The organism is Mesorhizobium montanum (assembly GCF_033977145.1).
Taxonomy (GTDB): Bacteria; Pseudomonadota; Alphaproteobacteria; order Rhizobiales; family Rhizobiaceae; genus Mesorhizobium; species Mesorhizobium montanum.
This window is the reverse complement of the sequence record NZ_JAVIJF010000026.1, coordinates 26551-45744: the sequence shown is the minus strand read 5'-3', so window position 1 is coordinate 45744 and position 19194 is coordinate 26551. Positions and strand designations below refer to the sequence as shown.

Annotated in this window: 19 protein-coding genes; 11 read left to right on the top strand and 8 right to left on the bottom strand. The window is 64.0% G+C overall.

Going from position 1 to position 19194, the window contains the following annotated elements; translation table 11 throughout:
- Window positions 1-365: 365 nt before the first annotated feature.
- Window positions 366-854, bottom strand: coding sequence for an Lrp/AsnC family transcriptional regulator (locus tag RFM68_RS28460; RefSeq protein ID WP_320236340.1), 489 nt, complete (start codon window positions 852-854; stop codon window positions 366-368).
- Between the two features lie 83 nt (window positions 855-937).
- On the opposite strand from RFM68_RS28460, the gene ehuR reads away from it, so the two are divergent.
- The 10 genes from ehuR to doeB all read left to right on the top strand — a co-directional run bounded on the left by ehuR (window position 938) and on the right by doeB (window position 10782).
- Window positions 938-2323: a MocR-like ectoine utilization transcription factor EhuR gene (gene ehuR / locus RFM68_RS28455; RefSeq protein ID WP_320236339.1), complete on the top strand. Its 1386-nt coding sequence runs from the start codon at window positions 938-940 to the stop codon at window positions 2321-2323.
- Between the two features lie 125 nt (window positions 2324-2448).
- Window positions 2449-3234, top strand: a complete 786-nt coding sequence (gene ehuA, locus RFM68_RS28450; protein ID WP_320236338.1) for an ectoine/hydroxyectoine ABC transporter ATP-binding protein EhuA — start codon at window positions 2449-2451, stop codon at window positions 3232-3234.
- 73 nt (window positions 3235-3307) lie between these two features.
- Complete coding sequence (ehuB, locus tag RFM68_RS28445) at window positions 3308-4159, top strand: ectoine/hydroxyectoine ABC transporter substrate-binding protein EhuB (protein WP_320236337.1); 852 nt, start codon at window positions 3308-3310, stop codon at window positions 4157-4159.
- A 190-nt stretch (window positions 4160-4349) separates the two neighbouring features.
- A complete protein-coding gene (gene ehuC, locus RFM68_RS28440) occupies window positions 4350-5009 on the top strand; it encodes an ectoine/hydroxyectoine ABC transporter permease subunit EhuC (protein ID WP_320236336.1) in 660 nt (219 codons plus the stop codon).
- A 16-nt stretch (window positions 5010-5025) separates the two neighbouring features.
- Window positions 5026-5685 (top strand): ectoine/hydroxyectoine ABC transporter permease subunit EhuD, encoded by a 660-nt coding sequence (ehuD, locus tag RFM68_RS28435; protein WP_320236335.1) that lies wholly within the window; start codon window positions 5026-5028, stop codon window positions 5683-5685.
- 5 nt (window positions 5686-5690) lie between these two features.
- Complete coding sequence (gene eutA / locus RFM68_RS28430; RefSeq protein ID WP_320236376.1) at window positions 5691-6467, top strand: ectoine utilization protein EutA; 777 nt, start codon at window positions 5691-5693, stop codon at window positions 6465-6467.
- A 5-nt stretch (window positions 6468-6472) separates the two neighbouring features.
- Window positions 6473-7471: a hydroxyectoine utilization dehydratase EutB gene (gene eutB / locus RFM68_RS28425; protein ID WP_320236334.1), complete on the top strand. Its 999-nt coding sequence runs from the start codon at window positions 6473-6475 to the stop codon at window positions 7469-7471.
- The gene (locus RFM68_RS28420; RefSeq protein ID WP_320236333.1) at window positions 7468-8460 is read left to right on the top strand and encodes a cyclodeaminase; all 993 of its coding nucleotides are present in this window, start codon (window positions 7468-7470) and stop codon (window positions 8458-8460) included. The genes eutB and RFM68_RS28420 overlap by 4 nt, the downstream gene beginning before the upstream one ends.
- Before the next feature lie 136 nt (window positions 8461-8596).
- Window positions 8597-9775, top strand: a complete 1179-nt coding sequence (doeA, locus tag RFM68_RS28415; protein ID WP_320236332.1) for an ectoine hydrolase DoeA — start codon at window positions 8597-8599, stop codon at window positions 9773-9775.
- Between the two features lie 5 nt (window positions 9776-9780).
- A complete protein-coding gene (doeB, locus tag RFM68_RS28410; protein WP_320236331.1) occupies window positions 9781-10782 on the top strand; it encodes a N(2)-acetyl-L-2,4-diaminobutanoate deacetylase DoeB in 1002 nt (333 codons plus the stop codon).
- Window positions 10783-10800: 18 nt separating this feature from the next.
- Here the strand turns inward: doeB and RFM68_RS28405 are convergent, their stop codons facing one another.
- The 7 genes from RFM68_RS28405 to cyoA are packed head-to-tail and all read right to left on the bottom strand — an operon-like array spanning window position 10801 to window position 17672.
- Complete coding sequence (locus tag RFM68_RS28405; protein ID WP_320236330.1) at window positions 10801-11334, bottom strand: response regulator transcription factor; 534 nt, start codon at window positions 11332-11334, stop codon at window positions 10801-10803.
- A complete protein-coding gene (locus RFM68_RS28400) occupies window positions 11324-12676 on the bottom strand; it encodes an ATP-binding protein (RefSeq protein ID WP_320236329.1) in 1353 nt (450 codons plus the stop codon). The genes RFM68_RS28405 and RFM68_RS28400 overlap by 11 nt, the downstream gene beginning before the upstream one ends.
- A complete protein-coding gene (locus RFM68_RS28395; RefSeq protein WP_320236328.1) occupies window positions 12673-13485 on the bottom strand; it encodes an SURF1 family protein in 813 nt (270 codons plus the stop codon). Before RFM68_RS28395 ends, RFM68_RS28400 begins: the two co-directional genes overlap by 4 nt.
- Window positions 13482-13850, bottom strand: a complete 369-nt coding sequence (gene cyoD / locus RFM68_RS28390; protein ID WP_320236327.1) for a cytochrome o ubiquinol oxidase subunit IV — start codon at window positions 13848-13850, stop codon at window positions 13482-13484. The genes RFM68_RS28395 and cyoD overlap by 4 nt, the downstream gene beginning before the upstream one ends.
- Window positions 13847-14473, bottom strand: a complete 627-nt coding sequence (cyoC, locus tag RFM68_RS28385) for a cytochrome o ubiquinol oxidase subunit III (protein WP_320236326.1) — start codon at window positions 14471-14473, stop codon at window positions 13847-13849. The genes cyoD and cyoC overlap by 4 nt, the downstream gene beginning before the upstream one ends.
- Window positions 14474-14482: 9 nt before the next feature.
- On the bottom strand, window positions 14483-16480 hold the full coding sequence (cyoB, locus tag RFM68_RS28380; RefSeq protein WP_320236325.1) for a cytochrome o ubiquinol oxidase subunit I: 1998 nt from the start codon (window positions 16478-16480) through the stop codon (window positions 14483-14485).
- Between the two features lie 10 nt (window positions 16481-16490).
- Window positions 16491-17672, bottom strand: a complete 1182-nt coding sequence (gene cyoA / locus RFM68_RS28375; RefSeq protein WP_320236324.1) for a ubiquinol oxidase subunit II — start codon at window positions 17670-17672, stop codon at window positions 16491-16493.
- A 196-nt stretch (window positions 17673-17868) separates the two neighbouring features.
- Here cyoA and RFM68_RS28370 point away from each other — a divergent pair, with 196 nt between their 5' ends.
- Entirely contained in the window at window positions 17869-19182 is a 1314-nt protein-coding gene (locus tag RFM68_RS28370) for an MFS transporter (RefSeq protein WP_320236323.1), read from the top strand.
- The last annotated feature ends 12 nt before the right edge of the window (window positions 19183-19194 follow it).

Below are 19194 nucleotides of genomic sequence, written 5' to 3'. Positions count from 1 at the left end.
CTCCCGGTGCCGAGGCGATGAGGAGAGACTAGTCACGCAGCCGAGACAGAGAGACTGTTTCGGGCCGCTGACAGAGAGAGAGTGTCTGTATTGGCGCGTGGAAGTAGACGATCTCTCTAGCTCGACAGCTGGTGGATAACGCCGAACCGCGAAAATTAGCTGAGCTTCCTCAAAGTCGTCATTATAGGGCGAAGCAAGGAGCGAAGCGACGCGGCGTAGACCCTAGAATCCATGCCGTTACATCTGAGCGATGCTAACGGCGCAGAATTCTGCTCCGCTGCACTTTCGATTAAGGTCACGGCATGGATCCTCGGGTCTGCGCGCGTCGCTACGCTCCTTGCTTCGCCCGTGGATGACGATGGCGTTCATTGCTCCGGCAACAGATCGGCCACCGGCAGCACGGTCTCGTCCTTGACCGTCTTGGTGACGATGTAGGTGAAGTAGCGGTCGATGCCGATCTCGCGTTCGAGCAGGGCGTCCACCAGCCGCTGATAGGCGTCGATGTCGCGCGCCATGACTTTCAGCACGTAGTCGACGCCGCCGCCCACCGACCAGCAGGCGACGATCTCGGAAACATCGCGAACGACCCGCTCGAAACGGTCGAAGTCCGCCTGGCGGTGGTTGGCCAGGGTCACCTCCATCAGCACCGTTGCCACAGGCGCGATAACGCGCATGGCGATCGCGGCGTGGTAGCCGGACACGATGCCGGCCTTTTCCAGCTTGCGCAGCCGCATCCAGCACGGCGTCGGCGACAGGCCGACCTTCTCGGCCAGCGCCAGCTTGGTGATGCGCCCGTCGCGCTGGATTGCGTCGAGAATCCTGAGGTCGATCGGGTCGAGTTTCGCTGCGGCCATGCGGGATCCGCCTTTCGTTGCGGACACCATGACGATGCATTATTTCGATTGTCAATTGCACTGATTTCGATCTCTAATAAGTCATGACATTGTGGCAGCCAGATCCTGTTCTCATCCGCCGGCCGGCCTACCTCTCGCTGGCCGACCAGTTTGCGCGCGCCATCCATGACGGAAGGCTGGCCAATGGCGTAAGGCTGCCGACGCATCGACGGCTGGCGGACGATCTGAAGCTTTCGGTGCAGACAGTCAGCCGCGCCTATGAGGAGTTGATCCGCCGCGGCCTGATCTCCGGCGAGGTCGGGCGCGGCAGCTTCGTGCAGACGCAGCGCCGCGAGCCGGAGCCGCCCTATTTGCCGGAGCGGCTGGGCGAAGTCATCGATCTTTCGATCCTGAAGCCGGTCTGCGAGCCAATGCATCTGGAGAAATTGAAGCAGGCGCTGGGCTGGCTGGCCGAGAACCTGCCGTCAAGCTCGGCGCTGTCGTTTCGGCCGAACATGGTTTTCCCGCGCCACCGCGCTGTGGCGGTCGAATGGCTGAAGCTCTGCGGCCTCGAAGCCTCGCCGCAGAATATCAGCCTGACCAACGGCGCCACCGCCGGCATGACGGTGGCGCTGATGAGCGTGGCACCGCCCGGTTCGACGGTCGCCACCGAGGCGATCGGCCACCACACGCTGATCCCGCTCGCCCGCTATCTCGGCTTCAACCTCGAAGGCCTGCCGATCGACGGCAACGGGCTGATCCCCGAGGCACTCGACGAGGCCTGCCGGCTTTCCAACATTCGGGCCGTCTTCGTCCAGCCGTCGGTGATCAACCCGACGGCGACCTTGATGGACGCCACAAGGCGCGAGCAGATTGCGGCGGTTGCCCGCAAGCACGACATAGCGATCATCGAAAATGATGTGCTCGGGCCGCTGGTCGAGGGCCGGCCGCCGGCGGTCGCAGCCTTCGCGCCCGAGCGAACCCTCTATGTCACTTCGTTCACAAAGATCGTCGTGCCGGGCCTGCGCATCGGCTATCTTGCGGTGCCGGACCGCTATGTGGCCGCCGTCGCCAATCGCCACCTCGTCTCGAACTGGATGGCGACGCCGATGGTGGCGGAGATCGCCACCCGCTGGGTGACCGACGGCACGGCGATCGAACTGGTCAACTGGCAGCGCGGAGCGTTGAAGCGGCGCCAGGAGATTGCCGCCGAAATGCTGGCTGGCGTCGACTACCGCGCCCACCGCGACGGGCTGCATCTGTGGCTCGAGCTGCCGGGCGACCGCTCGGAGGAGAGTTTTGTCGCACAGGCGCGCCTGCGCGGGGTGGCGATCGCGCCGGGTACCTCGTTCCGCATCGCCGACACGCCCTGGCATCCAGCCGTGCGTATCTCGCTCGGATCAACCACCGAGGGGGAACTGCGCGCCGGCTTGAGCGTTGTCGCCAAACTGCTGCTCGGCGATCCGGAACATCTCCTGCTCGCCATCTGATGCCGTAAATTGCCCTGGAATTGTGCCGCGCTTGAAATATTGTCATGATATTATTTTCCTAATTGACATGATTTGGCGCGTTTCGCATCGTTAAGGGCATAGGCTTCTCCAGAAGGGGAAATGGATTGCCCGCACCCATCATCAAGGTTGATGCGATTTCGAAGAGCTTCGGCACTTTCAAGGTGCTGGACGGCCTGTCGATGCAGGTCATGCCGGGCGAGAAGCTGGCGCTGATCGGCCCGTCCGGCTCCGGCAAGACGACGATCCTGCGCATCCTCATGACGCTGGAGAAGATCGACGGCGGCCACATCCAGGTCGATGGCGAACAACTCTACCACGTGGAGCGCAACGGCCAACTGCTGCCGGCCAATGAGCGGCACCTGGCCAAGATGCGACAGAAGATCGGCATGGTCTTCCAGCTCTTCAATCTGTTTCCGCACAAATGCGTCATGGACAACGTGACGCTGGCGCCGATGCTGACCAAGGGTGTCGCCCGCGCCGCCGCCGAAAAGCGGGCGATGGAACTGCTCGAAATGGTGGGCCTGGCCGACAAGGCGAAGGCGATGCCGGCGCAGCTTTCCGGCGGCCAGAAGCAGCGCGTGGCGATCGCCCGGGCTCTCGCCCTGTCGCCCAAGATCATGCTGTTCGACGAGGTCACCTCGGCGCTCGATCCCGAGCTGGTCGAGGAAGTGCTCAACGTCATGCGCAAGCTTGCCGCCGAAACCGACATGACGATGCTGCTCGTCACCCATGAAATGGGCTTCGCCCACGACTTCGCCGACCGCGTGCTGTTCTTCGATCGCGGCAGGATCGTCGAGGAAGGCAAACCCGATGAGATTTTCCGCCATCCCAAACAGGAAAGAACGCAGAGCTTCCTGAAGAAGATCATCGCGGCCGGACATCGCGTCTGACCGCAATGCAAACGGGCGGCCAAGGCCGTCCCGAACCAGGCAAACCAAGAAGAGAAACAAGGAGTTGGGAACAATGAAGAAACTTGGCATTCTGGCTGGCGTCGCCGGCCTCGCAGTGAGCACGATGCTGCTCGCCTCCGGTGCGCGTTCGGCCGACGATGCAAAGCTGGAGCAGCTCAAGCAACAGGGCTTTGCCCGCGTCGCCATCGCCAACGAGCCGCCCTATACGGCGGTGGCCGCCGACGGCAAGGTTTCGGGCGCCGCACCCGACGTGGCGCGCGAGATCTTCAAGCGCCTCGGCGTCAACGACATCGTCGCCTCCATCTCCGAATACGGCGCCATGATCCCCGGCCTGCAGGCCGGCCGCTTCGATGTCGTCACCGCCGGCCTGTTCATGAAACCGGAGCGTTGCGCGGCGGTTGCCTATTCAGAGCCGGTACTGTGCGATGCGGAAGCGATGCTGGTGAAGAAGGGCAATCCGAAAGGCTTCAAGAGCTATGAGGACATCGCCAAGGACACCTCCGCCACCGTCGGCGCGCCGGGTGGCGGCACCGAGGAGAAGCTGGCGCTCAATGCCGGTGTGCCGCGTGAACGCGTCATCGTCGTGCCGGATGGCCAGAGCGGCCTGAAGATGGTGCAGGACGGCCGCATCGATGCGTACTCGCTGCCTGTCCTGTCGATCAATGATCTCGTCAAGAAGGCTAACGATCCGAACCTCGCGGTGATCGCACCGGTGGTCGGCGCGCCGGTCTATTGCGATGGTGCTGCCTTCAAGAAGGGCGACGAGGCGCTGCGCGATGCCTATGACGTCGAGCTCGCCAAGCTGAAGAAGTCCGGCGAATTCGCCAAGATCATCGAGCCCTACGGCTTCTCCGCCGCGGCCGCGATGTCGACGACGCGCGAGAAGCTCTGCGCGGCGAAGTAGAACGTCCTTAGCCTTCTCCCCGCTTGCGGGGAGAAGGTGGCCCGAAGGGTCGGATGAGGGGCGGCGCCAGCATTTCAAGGTTAGCACTGCCCCTCATCCGCCTGCCGGCATCTTCTCCCCGTTCAACGGGGAGAAGGGCTGTCGCGGCTGCCCTGCATAACCGCAAACGACGGGAAATTTTGAAACGCAAATGACCCAGTGGTCCGGCTATCTCGGCCTGATATTGCAGGGAGCGCTTGTCACCATCGAGCTGACGCTGATGGGATCGGTGCTCGCTGTGATCATGGCCTTCCTTGCCGGCATGGGGCGGCTGTCGCGCTACTTCATCGTGCGGGCGCTCGCCACGACCTACATCGAGTTCTTCCGCGGCACGTCGATCTTCGTGCAGCTGTTCTGGGCTTATTTCGTGCTGCCTTTTGCCGGCCTGTCATTGACGCCGCTGCAAGCCGGTGTGCTGGCGTTGGGCCTGAATGTCGGCGCCTATGCCGCGGAAGTGGTGCGCGGCGCCATCCTGTCGGTCGGCCGCGAGCAATATGAGGCCTGCACGGCGCTGAACCTCGGCCGCTGGCAAGGCATGCGCCACGTGATCCTGCCGCAGGCGCTGCTCGTCATGCTGCCGACCTTCGGCAACAACGCTATCGAACTGCTCAAGGCGACATCGGTCGTGTCGCTGATCTCGCTCGCCGACCTCACCTTCCAGGCGCAGGTGGTGCGCTCGCAAACCGGCAGCACGCTGATGCCCTTCCTCTCCGTGCTCGTCATCTATTTCGCGCTTGCGCTGATCATCTCCTGGGGCGTGCGAACGCTGGAGCGCCGCATGGCGCGCGGCCTCGACGGAGTGCGTGTCTGATGGACTGGGCCAAATAATGGACTGGGATTGGAACTTCGTCCGGGAGATCATGCCAACCCTGATCCAGGGCGTGAAAATCACCATCCTGGCAACGGTGCTCGGCTCGATCCTGGCGGCGATTGTGGGCCTCGCCATCGCATTGGCGCGGCGCTCGGAGAACAGGCTCGTATCGCGCAGCGTCGGCTGGTTCGCCGAGTTCATCCGCGGCACACCGCTTCTGGTGCAGCTCTATTTCATCTTCTACGTGCTGCCCGATATCGGCATCCTGCTGCCGCCGCTGGTGGCGGGCGTCATCGGGCTTGGCCTGCACTACGGCACCTATACGGCCGAAGTCTACCGCGCCGGCATCGACAATGTGCCGCGCGGCCAGTGGGAGGCCGCCAAGGCCTGCAATCTGAGCGGCCACCATACCTGGACGCATATCATCCTGCCGCAGGCGATCCCGCCGATGATCCCGGCTTTGGCCAACTACTTCATCGCCATGTTCAAAGAGACGCCGCTGCTCTCGGCGATCACCGTGCTGGAACTGATGAACCAGGCCAAGAGCGTCGCCAACACCTACTACCGCTACATCGAACCGATGACGCTGGTCGGCGCCTTCTTCCTCGTCATCAGCCTCTGCTCCGTCGTACTGTTGCGCTGGCTGGAGCACCGCTACGGCAGGATCGAAAGATGAAAGTCATGAAACCGTTGCCCGAGATCCGCCTCGAAACCCGGCGTCCTGCACTCGACCAACGTCCGCTGGAAAAGCGCGTCGGGCTGATAACGCTTGCGACCGACCACACCAGCGAGGTGGACTTCCGCCGCATGGTGGCGAGCGAGCGCATCGGTGTCTATGTCGCGCGCATCCCCTACGCCAATCCGACGACGCCGGAGAATCTGCGCAAGATGCAGCCGTCGCTTTCGGCGGGTGCGGCACTCATCCTGCCCGACGAGCCGCTCGATGCCGTCTGTTATTCCTGCACCTCCGCTTCGGTGGTGATCGGCGACGCCGAGATCGAGCAGGCGATCCAGGCGGCCAAGCCCGGCGTCCCCGTGGTCACGCCGCCGATGGCCGGCGTGCGCGGCCTGAACGCCTTCGGCGTGCAGCGCATCAGCATTCTGACCCCGTATACCATCGAGACCAGCCGGCCGATGGCCACCTATTTCGCGGCGCACGGCTTCGACATCGAGAGCTTCACCTGCCTCGGCTTCGAAGACGACCGCGAGATGGCGCGCATCACGCCGGCTTCCCTGGTCGAGCTGGCGCGCAAGGTCACGCATCCCCAGGCCGATGCGCTGTTCGTCTCGTGCACCGCGTTGCGCGCCGCGCTCGCGGTTCCCGGCATGGAAGAGGCGATCGGACGCCCTGTCGTCACCAGCAACCAGGCGAGCGCCTGGAACTGCCTGCGGCTCTGCGGCGACGACGCATCGCGCCCAGAGTTCGGCCGGCTGATGACGAAGCCGCTGCCCCGGTGATCGAAATGCCCGTGATCGAAATGACTGTCGAGCTTCAGCATATTCGCGCCGCGCGCGAACGCATTACCGGCAAGGTCGAGCGGACGCCCGCCGTGGTGTCGCAAAGCCTCTCGGATCGCGCGGGCCATCCCGTCCACCTCAAGCTGGAGCATCACCAGACCACCGGCGCGTTCAAGCTACGCGGCGCGTCCAACGCCATCGCCGCATTGAGCCCGCAGGAGAAATCGCGCGGCGTCGTTGCCGCCTCGACCGGCAATCACGGCCGTGCGCTGTCGCATGCGGCGAAGCTCGAAGGCATGCGCGCGGTGATCTGCATGTCGAGGCTGGTGCCGCAAAACAAGCTCGACGCCATCCGCCGCCTCGGCGCGGATGTCCGGATTGTCGGCAACAGCCAGGACGACGCCCAGCAGGAAGTGGACAGGCTGGTGGCGGAGGAAGGGTTGATCATGCTGCCGCCCTTCGACCATCCCGACATCGTCGCCGGGCAAGGCACGCTCGGGCTGGAGATCATGGAGCAGGTTCCAGATGCCGCGGCCGTGCTGGTGCCGCTCTCCGGCGGCGGGCTGGCGTCCGGTGTGGCGGCGGCGGTCAAAGGCTTGAGCCCGAGCACCAAAGTCATCGGGATCTCGATGGCGCGTGGCGCGGCGATGAAAGCCAGCCTCGATGCCGGCCGGCCCGTGCCGGTCGAGGAATTGCCGACGCTGGCGGACTCGCTCGGCGGCGGCATCGGCCTCGACAACCGGCTGACCTTTGCCATGTGCCGGGACCTGCTCGACGACGTCATCCTGCTTGACGAGGACGAGATCGCCGCCGGAATCCGCCATGCTTACGAACAGGAGCGCGAGATCATCGAAGGCGCCGGCGCCGTCGGCATCGGTGCGCTGCTTGCCGGCAAGGCCAGCGTAAGCGGCCCGACTGTTTTGGTCCTCTCCGGCCGCAACATCGATATGGGCCTGCACCGCCGCATCGTCTGCGGCGAGGCTATCACGGAGCGCGTTGCATGAGCCGCATGACCATCCTCACCGAAGCGGAACTGCGCAAGATCGTGACGCTCGATCTGGACGCCGTTGCCTGCGTCGAGAACGCCTTTCGTGCCTTGGCCACGCTGCCGGTGGCGATGCCGCCGATCTTGAGGCTCGACATTCACGAGCATCGCGGCGAGGTCGACGTGAAATCCGCCTATGTTCCCGGCATCGACGGTTTCGCCGTCAAGATTAGTTCCGGCTTCTTCGACAATCCGGCGCTCGGCCTGCCGAGCGGCGGCGGCATGATGGTGCTGCTTTCGGCGAAGACCGGCGTGGTCGAAGCACTGCTGCTCGACAATGGCTATCTGACCGACGTCCGCACCGCCGCCGCCGGCGCGGTCGCGGCCAAGCATTTGTCGCGCGAAGATTCCGCGATAGCGGCGATCTTCGGCGCCGGCGTGCAGGCCGGGCTGCAGCTCGAAGCCCTGCGTCTCGTCAGGCCGATCGAGGAAGCGCGGATCTGGGCGCGCGACGCCGCCAAGGCCGAGGCAACGGCCGCACGCTTGCGTGACAAGCTGGGCATCATGGTGCGGGCCGAAACGGATGCGGCAAACGCTGCCGCCGGCGCCGATATCATCGTCACCACCACGCCTTCGACCGAGCCGCTGATCAAGCCCGGTTTCGTTTCGGCCGGACAGCACATCACCGCCATGGGTTCGGATGCCGAGCACAAGAACGAGATCGCGCCGGCGATCCTTCGCATGGCCGACCTTTATGTCGCCGACAGCGCGAAGCAGACACGGCGCCTCGGCGAGCTCCATCACGCCATCGAGGCAGCAATTTTTGCCGCCGACGCCGAGGTCACGGAACTCGGTGAGATCATTGCCGGCAGCAAGCCCGGCCGGCGCTCGGCAAGCGACATCACCCTTGCCGACCTCACCGGCACAGGCGTGCAGGACACCGCAATCGCCACTTTAGCCCGCGACCGTGCGCGGGCGGCGAATGCCGGAACCATTTTCGAAAGCTGATGCCTGGCCAAGCGTGATCCGGAAAACCGGGAACCGGTTTCCAAAAAAAGATCACGCTCAAACAAGACATAGACGACGAGCCGGATTCAACGAAGTTGAAACAGGCTCCAGGCCCAACAAACGAGGACTAAGAACAATGCAGCCAAACCTCAAATTCTCGCGGAGCGAATTTGCCGATCGCCTCGCCAAGACGCGGAAAGCCATGGAGGCCAAGGGGGTCGATCTGTTGATCGTCAGCGATCCCTCGAACATGGCGTGGCTGACGGGCTATGACGGCTGGTCCTTCTATGTGCATCAGGCGGTCATCGTGCCGCCCTCGGGCGAGCCGGTCTGGTACGGCCGCGGCCAGGACGCCAACGGCGCCAAGCGCACCGCCTATCTCGCGCATGACAACATCGTCGGCTACGCCGATCACTATGTGCAGTCGACCGAGCGGCATCCGATGGACTATCTCGCCGGCGTGCTTGCCGCCCGCGGCTGGGATAAACTGACCGTCGGCGTCGAGATGGACAATTACTGGTTCTCGGCCGCGGCCTTCGCATCGCTGCAGAAGCACCTGCCCAATGCTCGGTTCGTCGACGCCACGGCCCTGGTCAACTGGCAGCGCGCCGTGAAGAGTGCGACCGAGATCGACTACATGCGCAAGGCCGCCCGCATCGTCGAGGCTATGCACAAGCGCATCGTCGACAAAATAGAGGTCGGCATGCGCAAATGCGATCTGGTCGCCGAGATCTACGATGCCGGCACGCGCGGCGTTGACGGCATCGGCGGCGATTATCCGGCGATCGTGCCGCTGCTGCCGTCGGGAGCGGATGCCTCGGCGCCGCATCTGACCTGGGACGACAAGCCGATGAAGGTGAATGAAGGCACGTTCTTCGAGATCGCCGGCTGCTACAACCGTTACCACTGTCCGCTGTCGCGCACGGTCTTCCTCGGCAAGCCGACACAGGCCTTTCTCGATGCCGAGAAGGCGACGCTGGAAGGCATGGAGGCCGGGCTTGCCGCCGCCAAGCCAGGCAATGCCTGCGAGGACATCGCCAACGCCTTCTTCGCCGTCTTGAAGAAGTACGGCATCGTCAAGGACAACCGCACCGGCTATCCGATCGGTATTTCCTATCCGCCGGACTGGGGCGAGCGCACCATGAGCCTGCGTCCCGGCGACCGCACCGAGCTCAAGCCCGGCATGACCTTCCATTTCATGACCGGGCTGTGGCTGGAGACGATGGGGCTGGAGATTACCGAGTCCATTCTCATCACCGACACTGGCGTCGAGTGCCTGGCCAATGTGCCGCGCAAGTTGTTCGTGAAGGATTGAGGCCGATGTCAACTCTGCGTCCATCGCCGATTACGCCGACCGTCGACTTCGAACGCGACGGCGTCCAGCACGGCTTCCTGCGCCTGCCCTACAGCCGCGACGATTCCGCCTGGGGCTCGGTGATGATCCCGGTTTGCGTCGTGCGCAACGGCAAGGGCTCGACGGCGCTGCTCACCGGCGGCAATCACGGCGATGAATATGAGGGCCCGCTGGCGCTCTACGAGATCGCCCGCACGCTCGATCCTAAGCAAGTCTCCGGCACGGTCATCATCGTGCCGGCGATGAACTATCCCGCCTTCCGCGCCGGCACCCGCACCTCGCCGATCGACAAGGGCAACATGAACCGGTCCTTCCCCGGCCGGCCGGACGGCACGGTGACGGAAAAGATCGCCGACTATTTCCAGCGCGAATTGCTGCCTCGCGCCGACATCGTCTTCGACTTCCATTCCGGGGGCAAGACGCTGGATTTCGTGCCGTTCTGCGCCGCGCATACGCTGCCCGACAAGGTGCAGGAGAAAAAGGCCTTTGCCGCGGTCGAGGCCTTCTCGGCGCCGTTCTCCATGCGCATGACCGAGATCGACGCGGTCGGCATGTATGATACGGCCGCCGAGGAGATGGGCAAGGTCTTCGTCACCACCGAGCTTGGCGGCGGCGGGACCTCTCGCGCCGAGACCGTGCGCATCGCCCGACGCGGCATCCTCAACGTGCTTCGCCATGCCGGTATCGTCGATGGTGCGGTCGAGAAGAGCAGAACCCAATGGTTGGACATGCCGTCCGCCGATTGCTTCGCCTTCGCCGAGGATGACGGCATGATCGAGACCATGGTCGATCTGGGCGAACCGGTGGAGGACGGCCAGGTGGTGGCGCGCATCCATCCGGTCGGGCGTACCGGTCAGGCGCCGCAGGAAATCAGGGCCAGGATGTCGGGGCTGCTCGCCGCGCGTCACTTCCCGGGTCTGGTCAAGGCCGGCGACTGCGTGTCGGTGCTGGCCGTGGCGGTTGGGTGATTACCCAGGCGTACCCGCCTATTGCACCACGCGCTTCTCGAGCTTGCGGGCGAGGGTGCGCCGGTGCAGGCCGAGCCGGCGCGCGGTTTCGGAGATGTTGAAGCCGGTCTCGACCAGCGTTTCGTGGATGCGCTCCCATTCGAGGTTCTTGATCGAGGTGGGGCGGCTGGTGAGCGGCACCGAAACGTCGCCCTCGGCGCGACCGAAGGCGGCTTCGATGTCGTCGGTGTTGGCGGGCTTGGCCAGATAGTGGCAGGCGCCGAGCTTGATCGCCTCGACCGCCGTGGCGATGCTGGCAAATCCCGTCAATACGACGATGCGCATCGACGGATTGCGGGCGCCCAGAAGCTTGACGCATTCGAGCCCCGATCCCGCTCCGAGCTTGAGATCGACGACGGCGTAGGCCGGCACGGCCGTTTCCAAGGCGATCAGCAGCGCGTCGCGGTCGTGGCAGATCACGACGTCGTAGTCGCGCTTTTCAAACGAGCGTTTGAGCGTTCGCGCGAAAGTCGCGTCGTCCTCGACGACGAACAAGGATCGATCAGGCTTCACGGTCGCCTCCATCGGTCAGCGCCGCCAGCGGCAGCGAAAGGGTAACGCAGGCGCCCTCGGCCATGTTGCGCGCCGAAACGTCGCCTCCGAGCTTACGCACCACATTGAACACCAGGAAGAGGCCCAGGCCGCCGCCTGGTCGCCCCTTGCTCGACATATAGGGCTGGCCGAGCGCGGCCAGAATATCCTTGTCGAAACCCGGTCCGCGATCCTTGACGGAGAACACCAGCTTCTCGTCCTGCCGCTCGGCAGTGATGCTGACCCAATCGTGCGATGCTTCCTGTGCATTGTCGAGCACGTTGAAGATCACTTGCTTCAGCGCGGTGTCGGACACGATCTGCTCGTCCGGTTCGAAACCGTTGCTGTAGTTCAGTTTGAAAGGCTGGCGGCTGCCACGCCACTCCTGAACGAGATCGTCGAGGAAGTGGCGGATCGTGGTGCGAATCGTGCCCTCGCCCCGCGCCTGGCCGGAGGACATCAGGATGCCCGTCACGATGCTTTTGCAGCGTTCGATCTGCGCCTGCATTTCGGCCACGTCCTCGGAAAGCTCACGGTTGCGCTTAACGCCGCGCATCTGGCGCCAGTCGGACAGAATGACCGATATGGTCGCGAGCGGCGTGCCAAGTTCATGCGCAGCACCTGAGGCCAGCAGGCCCATGCGCACGATGTGGTCCTCCTCGGCCGAACGCTGGCGCAGGCCGGCGAGATAGGCATCGCGTTCCCGCAGATTGCGGTTGATGCGCGTCATGAAGATCACGATCAGGCCGGCCGCCAGCACGAAGCAGATGAACATGCCGCGTAGATGGAGCGCCAGAAGGTCGCTGCCGCCGTGATGCGGAATGGCGATCGGCTGGAAAACGAAGATGAGGAAGACGAAGCAGGCCGAGGCGGCCACGACCAGGATCCAGGTCGACCACGGCGCCAGCAGCGCGGCCCCGAGCGTGATCTGCAGCAGATAGAGCGAAACGAAAGGGTTCGAGGCGCCGCCGCTCAGGTAGAGTTGCGTCGTCAGCGCCGCCATGTCGAAGATCAGCGCGACGAAAAGCTGCGCGTTGCTGATCCGGCGACTGCCGCGCAATGCTAGCAGACTGAAGATGTTCAGCCCGACGAGGAACAACACCACGCCGGCCATCTCGGCCAGCGGCAGTGGGATGGCGAACCAGTATTGCGTCACCAGGATGGTCAGCACCTGTCCGGCCACCGCCAGCCAGCGCAGCTGGATGAGCAGAAGCAGGTTCTTCCTGTTCGTCAAGTCGGAATTCGAGGCGCCGCCGCCCTGGCCGGCAAGGGAAGGCGCCGGGATCGACTTGTCGTGATGAAGCCGCGCCATCGAGATGTTCATCTTGCGGCGCCCCGCAGACGACGGCTGGCGAAGACCGGTCTGGCGAGGGCGACCGCCAGCATCACTGCCAGGGCGAACCATGTCAAAGCATAGACGAGATGGCTGTTGCGGAAGCTGACGACGGTCAGCCCGCCGCGCGGCCAGACAGCCGCGCCGGACGCCTCGGCATCGATGAAATACGGCGCGGCATCCGTCAGGCCGCGCGCCCTGGCGATGGCATCGACATCACGCGAATACCAGCGATTGGCCGCCGGATCGTTGCTGTGCAGGAAACCGCCGCCGGGTTCGCTGATGCGCAACAGCCCGTCAACCACCGCCGTCGGCGTGAAACCGCCGCTCTCCCGCTCGAACAAGGCCTTGCGCTCCTGCGGGATGAAGCCACGGTTGACGAGGACCGTGAAACCGCGGTCGCTGCGCATCGGCGTCAGCACCCAATAGCCGCCGCCAAGCTCGGTCACCGCCCGCACCAGCGTGTTCGCGCCGCCGAGAAAGCGCCCGGCCAGACGCACATGGCGATATTCATAGTCAGCCGCGCTGAAGCCGCTCCAGCTTTGGGAGCCGGGCGCATCGACGACGGGGGCATGGATGCGCTGGTCGACGCGGGCAATCAGGTCGAGCTTCCAGACCCGTCTTTCCAGCTGCCAAATGCCGAGCCCGAGAAACACCAGAACGCCGAGAAATCCCAACAGCGCAAGCAACAATCGCGACGCGGAGCACTTCGACGGCGCGGCGTGAGAGCCGATACCTGCCCGGCCGATCATGCCCTTGGCCTCGAATTTGGCCCTCCCCACGCCCGACACATGGCTCATGGCATCTCCCGCATCTCGTGGAGCCCCGGCATCATATTGGCGTTGAGATGGTACATCACCCAGAGCGAGCCGCTCAGCACGATAACGACGAGGATCACCGTGAAGATGAGCGCCAGCATCGACCATCCGCCCTCGGAGGCGGGGTTCATGTGCAGGAAGAAGACCATATGCACCACGATCTGCACCGCCGCGAAGGCCATGACGATGACGGCCGTGGCCTGCTTGTTGTCGATGGCGCCGCTCATCACCATCCAGAACGGGATGGCGGTCAGGATCGCCGACAGGACGAAGCCGATCAGATAGCCCTTCAGCGACCCGTGCGCGGCGCCGCCCTGCGCGTAGTCGGCGTGATCATGAGCGCTCATCGCAGCATCCCCATCAGATAGACGAAGGTGAAGACGCCGATCCAGACGACGTCGAGGAAGTGCCAGAACATCGAGAGGCACATCAGCCGGCGGCGGTTGGCCTCGATCAGGCCGTATCTCGCGACCTGCACCATCAGCGTCACCATCCAGACGATACCGAAGGTGACGTGCAGGCCGTGCGTGCCGACCAGCGTGAAGAAGGACGACAGGAAGGCGCTGCGCTGCGGCGTCGCGCCCTCATGGATCATGTGCGCGAATTCGTAGAGCTCTATGGACAGGAACGCCAGGCCGAACAGCATGGTCACGACAAGCCAGCCTTGCGTTGCCGCGACGCGGCCCTTGTGCATGGTCAGCATGGCAAAGCCATAGGTGATCGAGGACAAGAGCAGCATGGTGGTGTTGACGGCCACCAGGCCGAGGTCGAACAGGTCCTTCGGCGCCGGACCCGCCGCGTAGTTGCCGCCGAGCACGCCATAGGCGGCGAACAGCATGGCGAAGATCAGGGAGTCGCTCATCAGATAGAGCCAGAAGCCGAGCATGGTGCTGCCGCCTTCGGCGTGCGCATGCTCCTCTGCCAGGTGGAAGACGGGTTCGGCGCCGGCCGTGGTTGCCGTCGATGTCATGCTCAAACCTTAGCCCTGGGCGGCGAGGAGCGTCGTCCTCGCCTCTTCCGTTTGCGCGACCTCGGCCGCCTGGATGTCGAAGTCGCGGTGGTAGTTGAAAGTGTGGCCGATCGCAGTTGCGATGAGGCAGACGAAGCTCAGCGCCGCCAGCCACCACATGTACCAGATCAGGCCGAAGCCGAGCGCGACGCTGAAGGCGGCGAGGATGGCCCCGGTGCCGGTGTTGCTCGGCATGTGTATCGGCTTGAAGCCGGAGAGCGGGCGCCGGTAGCCGGCTTTCTTCATATCCCACCAGGCGTCGTTGTCGCGGATGACCGGCGTGAAGGCGAAGTTGTAGGCCGGCGGCGGCGAGGAGGTCGACCATTCGAGCGTGCGGCCGCCCCAGGGATCGCCGGTGAGGTCGACAAGCTCCGCGCGCTTGCGGATGGAGACGAAGATCTGGACCAGGAAGGCGGCGATGCCGCAGGCGATCAGCACCGCGCCGAAGGCGGCGATCACGAACCAGATCTGCAGCGACGGATCGTCGAAGACCCGCATGCGGCGCGTCACGCCCATCAGGCCGAGGATGTAGAGCGGCATGAAGGCGAACCAGAAGCCGAGCACCCAGCACCAGAACGAGACCTTGCCCCAGAACGGATCGAGCTTGAAGCCGAAGGCCTTGGGCCACCAGTAGGCGATGCCGGCGAACAGGCCGAAGAGCACGCCGCCGATGATGACGTTGTGGAAATGCGCGATCAGGAACAGGCTGTTGTGCAGCACGAAGTCGGCCGGCGGCACGGCAAGCAGCACGCCGGTCATGCCGCCAACGACGAAGGTGAGCATGAAGGCCAGCGTCCACATCATCGGCAGTTCGAAGCGGATGCGGCCGCGATACATGGTGAAAAGCCAGTTGAACATCTTCGCCCCGGTCGGGATCGAGATGATCATCGTGGTGATGCCGAAAAAGGAATTGACGCTGGCGCCGGAGCCCATGGTGAAGAAGTGGTGCAGCCAGACCAGGTAGGACAGGATGGTGATGACAATCGTGGCGTAGACCATCGAGGTGTAGCCGAACAGACGCTTGCCGGAGAAGGTCGAGGTGACCTCGGAGAAGACGCCGAACAGCGGCAGGATGAGGATGTAGACTTCCGGGTGACCCCATATCCAGATGAGGTTCACATACATCATCGGGTTGCCGCCGAAGTCGTTGGTGAAGAAGTTGGTGCCGACATAGCGGTCGAGCGCCAAAAGCGTCAGCACCGCCGTCAGCACCGGGAAGGACGCTACGATCAGGACATTGGTGCAGAGCGATGTCCAGGTGAAGACGGGCATGCGCATCATCGTCATGCCCGGGGCGCGCATCTTGATGATGGTGCAGATCAGGTTGATGCCGGACAGTGTCGTGCCGACGCCGGCGACCTGCAGCGCCCAGATGTAATAATCGACGCCGACGTCCGGACTGTAGTTGATGCCGGAAAGCGGCGGATAGGCCAGCCAGCCGGTGCGGGCGAACTCGCCGACGAACAGCGAGGCCATGACCAGGATGGCGCCACCGACCGTCATCCAGAAGCTGAAATTGTTGAGGAAGGGGAATGAAACGTCGCGCGCGCCAATCTGCAGCGGCACGACGAAATTCATCAGCCCGGTGACGAAAGGCATCGCCACGAAGAAGATCATGATCACGCCATGGGCGGTGAATATCTGGTCGTAGTGATGGGCGTTGAGATAGCCCTCGGAACCGTTGAAGGCGATGGCCTGCTGCAGGCGCATCATGATGGCGTCGGAGAAGCCGCGCAGCAGCATGACGAGGCCGAGCGTCATGTACATGATGCCGATCTTCTTGTGGTCGACGCTGGTGAACCACTCGCGCCACAGGTATCCCCAGAGCCGGAAATAGGTGATGGCGCCGAGAACCGCGAGGCCGCCGAGCGCCACCACGACGAAGGTGGCGACGACGATCGGCTCGTGCAGCGGCAGCGACTCCAGGGTGAGGCGGCCGAAGATGAATTTGGTCAGCGTCTCAGGCATTCGCCATTCCTCACAATTTGAAGCGCAGCAGGCCGAGCGACGGTGTCTCGGCGTCGGCGCGGCGACTGCCCGCCCCGGGACCGAGCAGCCCTGCCCCGCGCAGCGGGGAAAGATCGCGCACCGGCCAATAGTTCACGTCGGCATCGCTGGCCGCACGCCAGGCGGCGGCAGCCTCTTCCGCCGTGCAGATGCTGGCGACATAGGACGGATCGTTGCCGAATACCGCTCCGCGCCGGGCAAGCTTGTCATATTGCAGCGGCAGCGTGTTGCGCACCCCGGCGAGCCCCAGACCGCCCCGTGCGTCGATCGACATCATCTCGTTCATGCACATCTTGCCTCGCTCGACGCACAAATTGAGGATGGCGCCATAGAGGTCGGGATCGACGGAGGCATAGTGGCGCACCGGCTCGTTCTCGCTCGGACGTTCGAGCTCGAGATAGTTCTCGCGGCTAAGCGTGGCCTGCGCGCTTCTGGTCTGCGCCACCCACTCACCGAAGGCCTGGTCGGAAAGGCCGTGGAAAGCAAAGTGCATGCCGGAGAAGCCGGCGCCGCTGTAATTGGCCGAGAAGCCGGTATAGGTGCCCGGACGGTTGATGACGGCGTGCAGCTTCGTCTCCATGCCGGGCATGGCGTAGATCTGCCCGGCCAGGGCGGGAATGTAGAAGGAGTTCATCACCGTGGACGAGGTGATGCGGAAGTCGATCGGCTGGTTGACCGGCGCCGCCAACTCATTGACGGAGGCAATGCCGTAATCCGGATAGATGAAGAGCCATTTCCAATCGAGCGCGACGACCTCGACCTTGAGCGGCTTGTGGTTCTGCGTAACGGGCTGTCCGGGCTCGATCCGGTCGATGCGCCGGTAAGGGTCAAGCAGATGCGTGCCGAGCCAGGTGAGCGCGCCGAGGCAGATGATGACGAGAAGGGGCGCTGCCCAGATCACCAGCTCGAGCTTGGTCGAATGGTCCCAGTCGGGCGTGTAGGTCGCCGTGGTGCTGGATTGCCGGTAGCGCCAGGCAAACAATACGGTCAGCGCCATGACGGGCACGATGATGAGCAGCATCAGCAGGGTCGAAATGACGAGCAGATCGCGCTGCTGCGCCGCGACGTCACCCGCGGGCGCCAGTACCACAAGGTCGCAGCCGCTCAGCAGCACGGCCAGGGGAAAAAGAAGCAAGGCTCCGGATCGTTTCATCAAACGTTGCCCTCGATGGCGCCGCAACAGGCTTTTGCAAGTTACAACGCGATATGGACCAACGGCTACTGCCGCCGGCACGGCGACGACATTGGACAATTTGTCCAATGCCCAGTTACCATGGCTTTCGCGAAACTGTGCACGCATAATGGGACGACAATCACGTTCCGAACCGAGCTCGGTGGCGACGGATAAGATGGCTGAAACTTCGACTGCCGAAACTGACAGCAGGCTGATCGGCTCGCATCACGGCCAGGTCAGCGCCGGCGATATCGCGGTCGGCGTGATCATCGGCAGGACATCGGAATTCTTCGATTTCTTCGTCTATGCGATCGCTTCCGTGATCGTGTTTCCCAAGCTTGTGTTTCCAACGCACGATCCGCTGATCGGAACGCTTTATTCCTTCGCCATCTTCGCGCTGGCCTTCATCGCGCGCCCGTTCGGCACCGTGCTGTTCATGGCGGTCGACCGCGCCTATGGCCGCGGCGCCAAGCTTACGATCGCGCTGTTCCTGCTCGGCACCTCGACCGTCGCCATGGCGTTCCTGCCCTCCTATGGCGATGTCGGCGCGGTCGCCGCCTGGCTGCTGGCGCTTACCCGCTTCCTGCAGGGCCTGGCGCTCGGCGGCACATGGGACGGGCTGCCGTCGTTGCTGGCGCTGAACGCGCCGGACAACAGGCGCGGCATCTATGCGATGATCCCGCAGCTCGGCGCGCCGATCGGGCTGATCGTGGCTAGCTCGCTGTTTGCCTTCTTCGTCGCCAATCTCTCGGCCGACGATTTCTTTTCCTGGGGCTGGCGCTATCCCTTCTTCGTCGCCTTCGCCATCAATGTCGTGGCGCTGTTTGCCAGGCTGCGCATCGTCGTCACGCCCGAATTCTCGAAACTCTACGAGAGCGGCGACCTGCAGCCGACGCGCATCAGGGACATGGTGAGGACGGAAGGCCGCAACGTCGTCGTCGGCGCCTTCGCGCCGCTGGCGAGTTTCGCCTTGTTCCACATGGTGACGGTGTTTCCGCTGTCCTGGGTGTTCCTGTTCACCAATGAGGGCCCGGAGCGTTTCCTGGTCATCGAGGCTGTGAGCGCGCTGTTCGGCATCGCGGCGATCGTCGCATCGGGTCCGCTGGCCGACCGTGTCGGACGCCGCGCCCTGCTCGGCGGCGGCGCCGTCGCCATCGCCGCTTTCAGCGGCTTTGCCCCACAGCTTCTCAACGGCGGCACCGTCGGCGAGACGGTGTTCATGGTGCTGGGCTTCATCCTGCTCGGCCTCAGCTTCGGGCAATCCTCGGGCGTCGTCGCGTCGAGCTTCTCGCGCCAGCACCGCTATACCGGCTCGGCGGTGACGTCGGACCTGGCCTGGATGTTCGGCGCCGGCTTCGCGCCGCTTGCCGCGCTGCTTCTGGCCGGCAATTTCGGCCTCATCGCCGCCGGCGCCTATCTGCTTTCAGGCGCCGCCTGCACGCTGATCGCGCTGTGGATCGACAGGCAGTCCACCACGAGCGACCGCTAGAGCGTTTCACCG

Bases quoted from the DNA above. Each gene is read 5' to 3' on its own strand.
- doeA (WP_320236332.1), top strand. From the start codon at position 8,597: ATGCAGCCAAACCTCAAATTCTCGCGGAGCGAATTTGCCGATCGCCTC.
- ehuD (WP_320236335.1), top strand. From the start codon at position 5,026: ATGGACTGGGATTGGAACTTCGTCCGGGAGATCATGCCAACCCTGATC.
- ehuC (WP_320236336.1), top strand. From the start codon at position 4,350: ATGACCCAGTGGTCCGGCTATCTCGGCCTGATATTGCAGGGAGCGCTT.
- RFM68_RS28395 (WP_320236328.1), bottom strand. From the start codon at position 13,485: ATGAGCCATGTGTCGGGCGTGGGGAGGGCCAAATTCGAGGCCAAGGGC.
- RFM68_RS28420 (WP_320236333.1), top strand. From the start codon at position 7,468: ATGAGCCGCATGACCATCCTCACCGAAGCGGAACTGCGCAAGATCGTG.
- doeB (WP_320236331.1), top strand. From the start codon at position 9,781: ATGTCAACTCTGCGTCCATCGCCGATTACGCCGACCGTCGACTTCGAA.
- RFM68_RS28460 (WP_320236340.1), bottom strand. From the start codon at position 854: ATGGCCGCAGCGAAACTCGACCCGATCGACCTCAGGATTCTCGACGCA.
- RFM68_RS28370 (WP_320236323.1), top strand. From the start codon at position 17,869: ATGGCTGAAACTTCGACTGCCGAAACTGACAGCAGGCTGATCGGCTCG.
- RFM68_RS28400 (WP_320236329.1), bottom strand. From the start codon at position 12,676: ATGAACATCTCGATGGCGCGGCTTCATCACGACAAGTCGATCCCGGCG.
- cyoC (WP_320236326.1), bottom strand. From the start codon at position 14,473: ATGACATCGACGGCAACCACGGCCGGCGCCGAACCCGTCTTCCACCTG.
- cyoA (WP_320236324.1), bottom strand. From the start codon at position 17,672: ATGAAACGATCCGGAGCCTTGCTTCTTTTTCCCCTGGCCGTGCTGCTG.
- ehuB (WP_320236337.1), top strand. From the start codon at position 3,308: ATGAAGAAACTTGGCATTCTGGCTGGCGTCGCCGGCCTCGCAGTGAGC.
- cyoB (WP_320236325.1), bottom strand. From the start codon at position 16,480: ATGCCTGAGACGCTGACCAAATTCATCTTCGGCCGCCTCACCCTGGAG.
- eutA (WP_320236376.1), top strand. From the start codon at position 5,691: ATGAAACCGTTGCCCGAGATCCGCCTCGAAACCCGGCGTCCTGCACTC.
- ehuR (WP_320236339.1), top strand. From the start codon at position 938: ATGACATTGTGGCAGCCAGATCCTGTTCTCATCCGCCGGCCGGCCTAC.
- eutB (WP_320236334.1), top strand. From the start codon at position 6,473: ATGCCCGTGATCGAAATGACTGTCGAGCTTCAGCATATTCGCGCCGCG.
- cyoD (WP_320236327.1), bottom strand. From the start codon at position 13,850: ATGAGCGCTCATGATCACGCCGACTACGCGCAGGGCGGCGCCGCGCAC.